Genomic DNA, 12831 nt, shown 5'->3' with positions numbered 1-12831 from the left:
GCGCCGGGTCAAGGGCCGCTTGCCTGCCCGTCGGACGCCGGATCCCACCCCTCCGCCAAACCGCTCGCCCGCTGCACGCGCCGGCCCAGGGCGTCCAGCAGGGTGGCGCGGCCACCGGGGGGCAGCAGCAGGGTCAGCCGTTCGCGGGCGCGGGTGAGGCCGGTGTAGACCAGTTCGCGGCCCAGCACGGGGCTGGGGCGGGCGGGCAGCAGCAGGGCGGCGTGGCGGAATTCGGAGCCCTGGGCCTTGTGCACCGTCATGGCGAAGACGGTTTCCACCGCGCGCAGTCGGCCGGGATGCAGCCAGCGCACGCCGCCCGGCGCCTCGGGCGCGGGCACGACGACGCGCAGGCCGCCGGGGCGGCCGGTGGCGGGATCGGGCGCGCTGCTCAGGGTCAGGCCGAGGTCGCCGTTCATCAGGCCCAGCTCGGGGTCGTTGCGGGTGACCATAACGGGCCGGCCCAGGTACCAGCCGCCCGCCGCCGGGCCGAGCAGGCCTTCGGCGCGCAGCAGGGCCTCGATGCGCTCGTTCAGGGTCTCGATGCCCTGCGGTCCGCTGCGCAGCGCAGCCAGCAGTTGGAAGCCAGCCATCGCCTCCAGCAGCTCGCGCGCCCAGGCAGCGCGGGCCTCGGGCGGGGCGCCGGGCGGCGGCTCCTCGGCCGGCAGGCGGGCCAGCCAGGCGCCGGGGGCCTGCGGATCGACGAGGCGGTCGGCGTCGTCGCGGCCCAGCAGCAGGCGGCGCAGCGGGGCTTCGCGGTCCAGCTCTAGCACGCGCAGGCCGGGGCCGGGCGTGTCGAGCTGGGCCTGCAGGGCCGCGCGATCGCCGCGGCGCACGGTCTCGGCCAGGCGGCCGATGGTGCCGCCGGCCTGGAAGCGGTGGCTGGTGCGAAGCAGGGCCACGGCCTGGTCCAGGCGGCGCGGGGCGGTGGGGGCCGGCTCCGGGATGGGGCCCGGGGCAGGACCAGGACCAGCGGCAGGCGACGCTGCGGCAGGCAGGGGGGCAGCCACCGCACCCGCGGCCGGCGCGGGCCGGGCCGCGGCGGGCGGGCTTGCCCAAGCTGCGGCGGGCTCGCCGGCCACGGCGTGCAGCCAGGCGCGGGTGTCGGCGTCGTAGGCCTCTTCGTCGGCGCGCAGGGCCAGGTCGCCGAGCACGGCGCCGGCTTCCACCGAGGCGAGCTGGTCCTTGTCGCCCAGCAGGATCAGCCGCGCGCCGGGCGGCAGGGCCTCGACCAGGGCGGCGGCGGTTTCCAGGTCGAGCATCGAGGCTTCGTCCACCACCAGCGCGTCCAGCGGCAGGGGGTGGCGGGCGTCGTGGCGGAAGGCGCGGGTGTCGGGCCGGGCGCCGAGCAGGCGGTGCACGGTCAGCACCTCGGTGGGCACGGCGGCGCGCAGGCGCTCGGCCTCGGGCAGGCCGTCCAGCGGCAGGCGGGCCACCGCGCCGGCAATCGATTCGCCCAGCCGCGCCGCGGCCTTGCCGGTGGGCGCGGCGAGGCGGATGCGCAAGGGCCGCGCCTGCGGCCCGGCCGACAGCGCCAGATGCTGCAGCGCCACCAGCAGGCGCAGCACGGTGGTGGTCTTGCCCGTGCCGGGGCCGCCGGTGATGAGCGCGAAGCGGCGCCGCGCGGCCAGGGCGCAGGCGCGCTTCTGGCCGTCGGGGGGCGGCGGGCCGGCGTCCGGCGCGGCGGCGGCGGGCGGGAAGAGCACGTCCAGCGCGCGGGCCAGCGCGGCGCGGCCGGCGGGGGATTCCGCCTCGGGCACCGGATCCAGCCGCGCGGCCAGGGCAGCGCGCAGGGTCTGCTCCTGCCGCCAGCAGCGCCGCAGGTAGAGCCGCGGGCCGACGCGCACCAGCGGCGTGTCGCCCGGGTCGGCCGGCGCGGGCTGGCCGGGGCCGGCGGGCGTCAGGTCGCTGAGCAGGGCGGGATGGGCCAGAGCGGCATCCCAGGCGGCGCTGCTGAGGCCGGCCAGGAGTTGCGCCGGGCGCATCGGCGGCCGGGCCGGGGCTGCATCGATGGCCGCCGCGGCGGCGCGGAAGCCGGCCGCGGGCGGACGGCGCGGCCGACCATCAGGCGGCAGGGCCAGGGCAGTGCCGGCATCGGCCAGGGTGGCGTCCAGGTCCAGGCAGGCATGGCCGCGGCCGAGCTGGTGGCTGGCCAGCGCGGCGGCCAGGATGGCGTGCGGATGCGCGTCCGGCTGCCGGGCGGCCAGGAAGGCGGCGAACTGGCGGTCGAGCGCGCGCAGCCAGCCCTCGGCCACCCAGCGGTCCAGCTCGGCCAGCAGCGTGGCATGGGCGGCCGGCGGCGGCGCCAGCAGCATGGGGCGGTCGGTGTCGTCGGGGCTCATGCGGCGGGGGGACGGGGGGCAGGCGCAGGGGCCGGGGGGCCGTCTGGGGCGGCGGCTGCCACCGGCTCGCCCGGCCGGCCGGCGAACAGCGCATCCAGGGCCTCAATCAGCACCCGCGGCGGCTGGATCGCGAGCACCCCGCCGCCGGGCGCCGCATGGCCGCGCAGGAAGAGGACCAGCGCACCGCCCACATCGCGCTCGTAGTCATAGCCCGGCTTGCGGATGCGCAGCAGGCGGTGCAGGGCCAGCAGGTAGAGCAGGGCTTGCAGCTCGTAGCGGCTGTCCAGCGCGGCGGCCTGCAGCGCGGCCGGGCCGTAGGCGGACTCGTCCTCGCCCAGGGCATTGGACTTGTGGTCGGCCACATACCAGCGGCCGTCATACTCGAAGACCAGGTCGATGAAGCCCTTGAGCATGCCGTCCAGCGCCTGCGGCGCCAGGGCCGGGCGGGGCGCGCCGGGGAAGACCTGGGTGCTGACGAGCCGGTCCAGCGCGGCGGCGTCCACTGCCGTGGCGGCGAACCAGAACTCCAGCTCGACCGCGCTGCTGCCGAAGGCCTGCGGCGCCACCGCCCCCCGGCCCGGTCCCAGCGGCAGCGGCGTGCGCAGCCAGTCCAGCAGCCAGGCGTGCAGCGTGTCGGCCAGGGCCGCATCGCCGAAGCGCGCGGCGCGCGGCGCCAGCCAGGTGCGCGCCTCGGCCTGCAGGGCGGGATCAGCCGCCAGCCGGGCGAAACCGCGCTGGCCGGCCCATTCCAGCAGGCTGTGCAGGAAGGTGCCGGGGGCAGCGCCGCGGGCCAGGGTGTGCAGGCGGCCGGGGGTGGGCGGGGCTGCGGGTGGGCCGGCAGGGGTGGAAGCGGTGGTGGTGGTGGCTGCGGCTGCGGCGGAAGCGGGCGCAGGGGCGGCCGGCGTCGCGTCCAGCCCCGCGAACAGATCGGCCGTGATCCCGCGCGGCGGCAGCGAGCCGGCGGCTCGCGCTTCGTCCGGCCCGCGCGGCGACAGCGGGCGGGCCGGCTGCGCCTCATCCGACCAGGGCAGCAGCCCCGGCGTCGCGGCTGCGACCGGGCGGTCCGGGCCTTCGGCATAGGTGGCGGCGCTGGCGCTGCTGGGCGCCTCGGGCGGCAAGGGTTCGCGGGCGGGCTCGGGCAGCAGGTCCAGCGTGCGCGTCGCCGGCGCGGCCTGCGCCGCATGGCGCAGGGCCGAGTAGCTGGCGATCCACCAGCGCCGCCGCGGCTGCGGCAGCGGCGGGGCCGGCCGCAGGCGGGGCGGGGCGGGCGGCGCGGCACGGTGCGCCTCGGCCGCTTCGGGCAAGGGCGCGCAGACGATGGACGGGCAGGCCGCCGTCCAGGCGCCCAGGGCCGCATCCAGGGCCGGGCCCAGCAGCGCTTCGCTGCGGTCGGCGTCCTCCTCCTCGTCCACGTCGCCAGCCGATCCGCCCCCGGCCGCCCCGCCGCCCACCAGCAGGTGGCCCAGCGCGCTGCGCCGCAGCGTCTTGAGCGGCGCCACGCCCAGCCAGGTGGCATGGCGCGCGCGGGTCAGGGCGACGTAGAGCTTGCGCAGGTCCTCCTGCACGCGCTCGGCCTCGGCCGTCGCACGGGCGGCGGCGTCGGGCTGGGTGCTGGCCCGCAGCCGGCCCTCGGCATCGTGCCAGCGCAGGGGCTGCGCGCCATGGCGCTTCTCGGCCTTGAAGAAGGCGGCGAAGGGCAGGAAGACCAGCGGGTACTCCAGGCCCTTGGACTTGTGCACGGTGACGACCTGCACCCGGTCGGCATCGCTTTCCAGCCGCAGGCGACGCGCGTCGGCATCGCCGCGCGGCGCCTCGCGCTGGCGGCCCAGCCAGCGGATCAGCGCGGCCGGGCCGTCGAGCGTGGCTTCGGCGCCCTGCAGCAGTTCGGCCAGATGCATCAGGTCGGTCAGGCCGCGTTCGTCGCCGCCGGCCAGCAGGCGCGGCGCGACGCCGAAGTCCTGCATCAGCCGGTGCAGCATGGGCAGCACGCCGTGGCGGCGCCAGCGCGCCTGCAGGGCCTGGAAGCGGGCGAGTTCGGCTTCCCAGGCGGCTTCGTCCAGGCTGAGCGCTTCCAGCGTGGCCCAGTCCAGGCCCAGCGGCGCGGTGGCCAGGGCGGCGCGCAGCGCGGCGCCGTCCTCGGGCGTGGCCGCGGCTTGCAGCCAGCGTTGCAGCACGCCGGCCTGCGGGCTGTCGAAGACCGAGCCGCGGTCGGACAGGTAGACGCTGCGCACGCCCAGGGCATCGAGTGCGCTGCGCACGGCCTGCGCCTCGGTGCCGGTGTTGACCAGCACGGCCACGTCGCCGGGCCGCAGCGGCCGCAGGCCCGGGGGCGGGGCGGCGGGCAGGGCCTCGGCCGCAGCGCCCGGCACGAAGCCGGCGCGGCCGGCGGCGCCCTCGGCCAGCAGGCGGGCGATCTCGGCCGCGCAGCCGGCGGCCAGGCGCTCGCGGGCCAGGCCATCGCCCAGCGGCTTGCCGCCCTCGGCCGGCAGGGTCCAGACGGTGAGCGGCGCGGGCGCGGCGGCCTCGGCCGTCCACCAGCGTTCGCGCCGGCCCAGGGCGGCCACGGGGGTGAAGGGCAGGGCCTCGCCCAGGCCGAAGGCGCCGCCGGGCCGGGCCTCGGCCTGCGCGAAGACGGTGTTGACCGCAGCCACCATGCCCGGGGTGCTGCGGAAGTTGGTGCCCAGGGTGGCGTGGCGGCCGGCGGTGGCGCGGCGCGCTTGCAGATAGGTCGGCAGGTCGGCGCCGCGGAAGGCATAGATGGCCTGCTTGGGGTCGCCGATCATCAGCAGGGCGCGGTCCTGCGCGTCGGCGGCCAGGCCGTAGATCGCGTCGACGATGCGGAGCTGCACCGGGTCGGTGTCCTGGAATTCGTCGATCAGCGCGACCGGGTGCTGCGCCCGCAGCCGCGCGGCCAGGGCGGGGCCGCGCGGGCCTTGCAGCGCGGCATCCAGGCGCCGCAGCAGGCCGTCGAAATCGAGCAGCGCGCGGCGCTGGCGTTCGGCCTCGGCCTGGTCCAGGGTCCAGCGCAGGGCCTGGGCCAGGATGGCGTCGCGGCCGTCGGGCAGGGCGTCCAGCGCGGCGCGCAGGCCGGCCAGGGCGGGCCAGAGCGGGTGGGGGTCGCCTTCGGCCATGCGGGCCTGGGCGAAGGCTTCGAGGGCGGGCCAGGCGGTTTCTATGCGCAGGCGCGGCCGTTCACCGGCCGGCAGGTCGGCTGCGCCGTCCTCGTCGGGGACGAGGACGCCAGCCCGCTCTTCATCGGTGCCGTCCTCGACCGTGTCCGGCGTCTCCGCCCAGCAGCGCAGGGCCTCGACCCAGGTGGCGCGCCTGTCCATCCTGAGCTGCTTGGCCGCCACCGCGGCATTCAGCGCGCCCAGCAGCGTGTCCGCCCAGCCCTCGCCGCCCAGGGCCGGCGCGCGCCAGGGCTGGCGCAGGCGGGCCAGGGTGGTGCGGCGGGCGCGGTCCGCCTCGGCCAGCGCGGCTTGGGGCGGCAGCCCGGGGCCCAGGGCTTCGGGCTGCATGCGCAGCGGGGCCAGGGCCCGGCCCAGGGCCTCGGGCGTGGGCCACCAGGCGGCCAGGCGGCGGGCCAGCGGCAGGGGCAGGGGCCGGGCATGCAGGCGCCACCAGTCGCGCAGGGCCTCGGCCTGCACGCGCTCGGGCTCGGGGTCCACGGTCAGGGCGAAGAGGCTGCCGCTGTCGAAGGCATGCTCACGCAGCACGCGGGTGCACCAGCCGTGCAGGGTGTGGATGGCGGCTTCGTCCATCCAGGCGCAGGCCAGGCGCAGGCGCTGGGCGGCGGCGGGCCAGTCGGCGGGCGGCAGGTCTTCGCGCAGGGCGCGCAGCAGGGGCTCGTCCAGCGCGGGCGGCGGTTCGCCGCGGGCCTGGGCATCGGCCAGGGCGGTGAACGCCTCGCTGGCTTCGTGCAGGCGGGCGCGGATGCGCTCGCGCAGCTCCTCGGTCGCGGCCTCGGTGTAGGTGAGGACGAGGATCTCCGGCGGCAGCAGCGGTCGGGGCGGCCCGGCCTCGCCGCCATGGCCCAGCACCAGACGCAGCACCAGGGCGGCCAGGGTGTAGGTTTTGCCGGTGCCGGCGCTGGCTTCGATGAGCCGGCTGCCGCGCAGCGGCAGGCGCAGGGGGTCGAGCAGGGGGGCGCTCATGGGATCAGCCTCCGCGGCCCGGCGGCCCGGGGCGCAGGCAGCCACGCGCCGCTGCGGGTCGGTTTGAAGGGGTGGCTCATGCACCCTCGCCCTCGCCGCCGGCCGGGGCGGCGCCGCGGCGGCCGCGGCCCTTGCCCTCGGGGCGCAGCACGGCGGCGTCCAGCGGCGCGAGCAGGCGCTGCACCGCATCGACGAAGCCGCCGCCCGCCCACAGGGCCTCGAAGCTCGGGAAGCAGCGGGCCAGGGCCTCGCTGCCCAGGCGCTCGCCCGGGCGCCGCTGCGCGCCGGCGCCGGAGACGGGATCCTCGGCCACTCGGCGCACGGCCTCGCGGCCTTCGGGGAAGGCGGCGGCCGGCGTGTCGGCCGGTAGTCCGGCCTTGCGCAGCGCCTCCAGCCAGGCGAAGCCGGCCTGCGGCGCCAGCGGCAGCGGGGCGCAGAGATGCTGCTGCCAGGCCTCGCCCAGGGCCTGCCAGGCGGCCTGGGCTTCGGCCGCCTCCAGCGGGCGCAGGGTGATGTGGCCGACGGGGCTGAGCACGCGGCTTTCCATCGGCCGGCCCGCCGCATGCGCGGCCAGGTGGACCAGCCAGGGACCGAGCAGCTTGTCGAGCCGGAGATGTCGGTCCTTGACCAGGTCGGTGGGCAGCACGACCTGGCGCAGGCGCCGGCCGTCGGCCCAAGCGCGCAGGCCATCGAGCCGGTCCAGCACCTGGGCGCCGCCGGGCAAGGGCAGGTCCAGCGCCTCGTCGGGCAGGGGCTGGGGGGCGTCGGCATCGAGTTCGTCGAGCGCTTCCAGCATCGCCAGCAGCGGCCGGGCGGCGCGCTCGCCGGCCAGGGTGCCGAAGGCGCCGCCGGGCAGATCGCCCCGGCGCGCGGCGCGGGCGCGCAGGGCCTCCAGATGCAGTGCGGGCGCAGGGCCGCCGTGGGCACGGGCATCGAGCAGCTCGGGGATCCAGGCCTCGCGCAGCGCCCAGACATCGAGGCCGGAGAGATCGAAGGGCTCATGCTCGGCGGCTTCCTCCGCCGCCTCGTACAGCCCCACCTTCAGGCGCCGGCTGAGGAAGCTGGCCGCCGGGTTCTTCAACATGCGCTGCAACTCGGCCAGGCGCAGGCTGGCTTCGGGCGGCAGGGGCGCCAGGGCCGCGCCACCCGCGCCGGCCGACGCGACCGGGCCCTGCCAGCCGGCACGCCAGGCGGGTTCGTGGCTGCGCAGGCGCAGGTCGCCGCCGTCCTCGGGCAGGGCGAAATAGGCCGGGTGGAAGGGCTGCAGGCGGTGCTCGACGGTCAGCGCCGCCAGCAGAGCCTGGCCGGCGGCGCGGCGGGCGGCGGCATCGTCCTCGGCCGCTTCGGGCGAGCCGGCCAGACGCCAGCCGGCAGCTAGATGCTCGCGCAGCTCGGCCACCAGCACCGAGGCCGGGCGCTCGCGCGGCTCCTGCGCGCTGCGCCCGACCCAGGAGACGATCAGCTTCTCGCGGGCCGAGAGCAGGGCTTCGAGGAAGAGGTAGCGGTCGTCCTCGCGGCGCGAGCGGTCGCCGGGGCGGCGGTCGGCAGCCATCAGGTCGAAGTCCAGCGGCGGGCGGCTGCGCGGGTAGGCGCCGTCCTGCATGCCCAGCAGGGCCACCACGCGGAAGGGGATGGCGCGCATCGGCATCAGCGTGGCCACGGTGATGGCGCCGGCGAAGAAGGGCTGGTTCAGCGCCGGCCGGTCGAGCGCGGCCAGCCAGGGCTCGGCGACGCTGGCCAGGGGCAGGGGCTCGTCGAGGCCGGCGGCGGCGCAGGCGTCCAGCCAGGCTTGCAGGGCGGCGTCCAGGCGCAGCAGGGTGTAGCCGTCGGCCTCGTCATCGGCCTGGAAGCAATCGTCCAGCAGGGCGCGCAGGCGTTCGCCCCAGGCGGCGGGCGGGGCGGGCTCGGCCAGGGCCAGGCGATGGCGCTCCAGCGTGTCCAGCAGCGCGATCAGGGGACCGAGGCTGGCGGCTTCCAGGCCGCCGACCTCGCCCAGCGGCTCCACCCCCTGCCAGGCCGGGCCCTCGCCCACGGCATGGCCGAGCAGCATGCGCTGCAGGCCGGCATCCCAGCCGTGCTGGCCGCCCAGGCCGGGCAGGCCCAGGGCCTCGCGCTGGCCGGCATGCAGGCCCCAGCGGATGCGGGCGGCCTCGGCCCAGCGGCGCAGGCGCGGCAGCTCGGCCTCGTCCAGGCCGAAGCGCGCGCGCAGCGCCGGCACGGCCAGGCTGTCGAGCACCTCGGCCACCGTCAGGCGCCGGGTCGGCAGGGCCAGCAGGCCTTCCAGCACGGCCAGCAGCGGGTCGTGGCGGCGCTGGCCGCGGTCGGCCAGGCTGAAGGGCAGGTGGCGCGGATCGCCCGGGGCATGGCGGCCGAAGACGGCCTGCACATGCGGGGCGTAGTCGGCCACCTCGGGCACCATCACGATGACCTCGCGCGGCTGCAAGCTGGGGTCGGCGGCGAAGGCGTCAAGCAGGGCGTCGTGCAGGGCCTCCACCTCGCGCTGCGGGCCGTGGGCGATGTGGAAGCGGATCGAGCCGTCGCGCGCCGGGTCCACTTCCGGCCAGCGGGCGCGGGTCTCGGCCAGTGGGCGCAGGTCGCGGATGTCGTCCTGCAACTGGCGCAGCAGGCTGTCCTGCGGGTTGGGGTCGAAGCAGTCGATGCGCTGGCCGATGGCGGCGAAGCGGCCGGCATAGGCCTCGGGCTCGTCATGCTGGGCCAGCAGGCGCAGGAAGTCGCGGCCCTGCTGGCCCCAGGCGGCCAGCAGGGGCTGGGCGTGCAGGTGCAGGGCGTCCTCGGCGATCGGGCCCTCGCTGCCCGGGCGGCGCGGCCGGCGGCGGCTGGCCTGGCGCAGCGCGTCGCGCGCGGCCACGAGGTGCGACCACTCATGCTCGCAGGGGTTGTGCACCAGCATCAGCACCTGCACCCAGCGGCCCAGGGCGGCCAGGGCCTCCAGGGTCTGCGGCGGCAGGCTGGACAGGCCGAACACCGCCACCCGCCGCGGCAGGCCCGCCGGCCGCGGCGTGCCGGGCGCCTGGGCTGCGGCCAGGAAGCGGCGGTGCACGCTGGCCCGGCCGCCCTCGGCCGCGGCCTCGCCAAGCTGGGCCTGCACATCGGCCCGCAGCGCGCGCCACAGCGCGGGCTGCCAGGCTTGCTCGGTCGGCAGGGGCAGGGGCTCGGCGCCGGGCCGGGCGAGCCGGTCGCGGCCCTCGGCCCAGTCGGCCAGCCAGTCGGCCCGGTAGACCTGGTAGCCGTCGAAGAGATCGGCCAGGCGATCGGCCAGCTGCTGGCGCTTGCGGCCGTCGGCATCCTGGGCCAGGAAGCCGGCCAGCGGCGCGAAGGCCGGTGCCGCCAGCAGGCCGGGCAGCAGGCGCATGAGGCGCAGGGCCAGCAGTTCGCGGTCGTAGGGCGAGCTGGCCGGCACAGCCGATTCGCCCAGCACCGCCCGGTAGGCCTGCCACAGGAAGCGCGCCGGCAGCTCGGTGGCCAGCCCGGCGGCCAGACCCAGGCCGCCTTCGGCCGGATCGGCCGCCAGCGCCAGCTTCAGCCACTGGGCCACGCCGTTGCTGGGCACCAGCAGCCATTCGGTCTCCAGCGGCGCCAGCGGCTGCCGCGCCAGCCATGCCACCAGCAGCGCCCGCAGCGATTCCGCATGGTTGCCCTGCACGACCAGGAAACCCGGCGCGATCGCCCCGGCTGCGCCGGGCTCGGCCGGCGGAACGGGGGCAGGGGGCAGCAACTCGGCCATGGCGACGCATTCTGGCGGGCGGCGGGCGCATGGGGTGAGCCTGGGGCGCTGGCTTGCGTCGCCCGGCGGCGATCGCGGCCCCGCCTCCCGCCGGCCGGCCCGGGCCCCGCCGCCCCCCATGCCACACTCCCGCCCCCTGTGAGACACCGCCCCCCGGCCCGGGGGCCTGAGCCGTGGATTCGAAGATCACCGACCAGATCGCTGCCGAGCTGAAGGTTCGTCCGGCGCAAGTGCGGGCAGCCGTGGAGCTGCTGGACGGCGGGGCGACCGTGCCCTTCATCGCCCGCTACCGCAAGGAGGCCACCGAGGGCCTGGACGACATCCAGTTGCGCGAGCTGGAGGCCCGCCTGGCCTATCTGCGCGAGCTGGAGGAGCGCCGCGCCGCGGTGCTGAAGTCCATCGACGAGCAGGGCAAGCTGACGCCCGCGCTGGCCGCTGCGATCGCCGCCGCCGCCACCAAGCAGGAGCTGGAAGACCTCTACCTGCCCTACAAGCCCCGGCGCCGCACCAAGGGCATGATCGCCCGCGAGGCGGGCATCGAGCCGCTGGCCGATCGCCTGTTCGCCGACCCGGGCCTGGACCCGCTGGCCGAGGCGCAGGCCTTCGTCGCCGCCTACGAGGGCGGCGCTGCCAAGCTGGCCGAGGCCGGCTTTGCCGATGCGCATGCGGTGCTGGACGGCGTGCGCGACCTGCTGAGCGAGCGCTGGGCCGAGGATGCCGAGCTGGTCGGCAGCCTGCGCGAATGGCTGTGGGCCGAGGGCCTGCTGGTCAGCAGCCGGGTGGCCGAGAAGAACGAGCAGGATCCGGAGGTTGCCAAGTTCCGCGACTACTTCGATTACGACGAGCCCATCCAGCGGGTGCCCAGCCACCGCGCGCTGGCCGTCTTCCGCGGCCGCACCCTGGGCCTGCTTGACGCCAAGCTGATGCTGCCCACCGACCGCGAGGCCCTGGCTGCCGGCCTGAGCGGCAGCAAGCTGCCGCCCTCGCTGGCCGAGGGCCGCATCGCCCAGCACCTGGGCTGGCGCGCGCAGGAGCGGCCGGGCGATGCCCTGATCCGCAAGACGGTGGCCTGGACCTGGAAGGTCAAGCTCAGCCTGAGCCTGGAGCGCGACCTCTTCGGCCGCCTGCGCGAGGCGGCCGAGGCCACGGCGATCAAGGTCTTTGCCGAAAACCTGCGCGACCTGCTGCTGGCCGCCCCGGCCGGCAAGCGGGTGGTGATGGGCCTGGACCCGGGCATCCGCACCGGCGTGAAGGTGGCGGTGGTGAGCGACACCGGCCGGGTGCTGGACACCGCCACTGTCTACCCGCATGAGCCGCGCCGCGACTGGGAGGGATCCCTCCACACCCTGGCCCGCCTGGTGGCCACGCATGGCGTGAACCTGATCGCCATCGGCAACGGCACGGCCAGCCGCGAGACGGACAAGCTGGCGGGCGACTTGATGACGCGGGTGGCCAAGCTCGCCCCGGACGCTCCCGCCATCCAGAAGGTGGTGGTGAGCGAGGCCGGCGCCTCGGTCTATTCCGCCAGCGAATTCGCCAGCAAGGAGCTGCCGGACCTGGATGTGAGCCTGCGCGGCGCCGTCTCCATCGCCCGCCGCTTGCAGGACCCGCTGGCCGAGCTGGTGAAGATCGAGCCCAAGAGCATCGGCGTCGGCCAGTACCAGCATGACGTGAACCAGGGCGAGCTGGCCCGCACCCTGGATGCGGTGGTCGAGGACTGCGTGAACAAGGTCGGCGTGGACCTGAACACCGCCAGCGCGCCGCTGCTGGCCAAGGTCTCGGGCCTGAGCCCGGCGGTGGCCCAGGCCATCGTGCGCTGGCGCGACGCGAAGGGTGCTTTCCGCAACCGCCAGCAACTGCTGGATGTGAGCGGCCTGGGCCCCAAGACCTTCGAGCAGGCCGCCGGCTTCCTGCGTGTGCGCGACGGCGACCAGCCGCTTGACCTGAGCGGCGTGCACCCGGAGACCTACCCCCTGGTCGAGAAGATCCTGGCCGCCACGCAGCGGCCGATCACCGAGCTGATGGGCCGCGCCGACGTGCTCAAGGCCCTGAAGCCCGAGGCCCTGGCCGACGCGCGCTTCGGTGCCATCACCGTCAAGGACGTGCTGGCCGAGCTGGAGAAGCCGGGTCGCGACCCGCGGCCGGATTTCAAGGTCGCCCGCCTCACCCAGGGCGTGGAGGACTTGAAGGACTTGCAGCCCGGCATGACGCTGGAGGGCACGGTCAGCAACGTGGCGCAATTCGGCGCCTTCGTCGACCTGGGCGTGCACCAGGACGGCCTGGTGCATGTGAGCCAGCTCTCGAACAAGTTCGTCAACGATGCGCGCGAGGTGGTCAAGACCGGCGACATCGTCAAGGTGAAGGTGCTGGAGGTGGACCTGGCACGCGGCCGGGTCTCGCTGACGATGAAGCTTGACGCGGCGCCCCCCGCCGCACGCGGCGAGGGTGCGGACAATCGCTACCGCCCGGCGGCGCGCGACGAGCGTAGCCGCGGCGCCGGCCGGCCCGGCGGGGGCGGTCGCCCGGCGGAGGCGGCGGGCGGCAATGCCATGGCCGCGGCCTTCGCCAAGCTGCAATCCGGCAAGCGCTGAGG

General features: G+C 76.8%; 4 protein-coding genes. 1 reads left to right on the top strand and 3 read right to left on the bottom strand.

Annotated features, from left to right (window positions below; genetic code table 11):
- Window positions 1–8 precede the first annotated feature (8 nt).
- The 3 genes from JI742_RS11560 to recC all read right to left on the bottom strand — a co-directional run bounded on the left by JI742_RS11560 (window position 9) and on the right by recC (window position 10238).
- Window positions 9–2339 (bottom strand): AAA family ATPase, encoded by a 2331-nt coding sequence (locus JI742_RS11560; protein ID WP_201827028.1) that lies wholly within the window; start codon window positions 2337–2339, stop codon window positions 9–11.
- Entirely contained in the window at window positions 2336–6493 is a 4158-nt protein-coding gene (locus JI742_RS11555; RefSeq protein WP_201827026.1) for a UvrD-helicase domain-containing protein, read from the bottom strand. Before JI742_RS11555 ends, JI742_RS11560 begins: the two co-directional genes overlap by 4 nt.
- 76 nt (window positions 6494–6569) lie before the next feature.
- Complete coding sequence (recC, locus tag JI742_RS11550; RefSeq protein ID WP_201827024.1) at window positions 6570–10238, bottom strand: exodeoxyribonuclease V subunit gamma; 3669 nt, start codon at window positions 10236–10238, stop codon at window positions 6570–6572.
- 173 nt (window positions 10239–10411) lie between these two features.
- Here recC and JI742_RS11545 point away from each other — a divergent pair, with 173 nt between their 5' ends.
- Window positions 10412–12829 (top strand): Tex family protein, encoded by a 2418-nt coding sequence (locus JI742_RS11545; RefSeq protein ID WP_201827022.1) that lies wholly within the window; start codon window positions 10412–10414, stop codon window positions 12827–12829.
- The last annotated feature ends 2 nt before the right edge of the window (window positions 12830–12831 follow it).

Source organism: Piscinibacter lacus (assembly GCF_016735685.1).
GTDB lineage: Bacteria > Pseudomonadota > Gammaproteobacteria > Burkholderiales > Burkholderiaceae_C > Aquariibacter > Aquariibacter lacus.
This window is presented reverse-complemented; position numbering and strand designations above follow the sequence as displayed.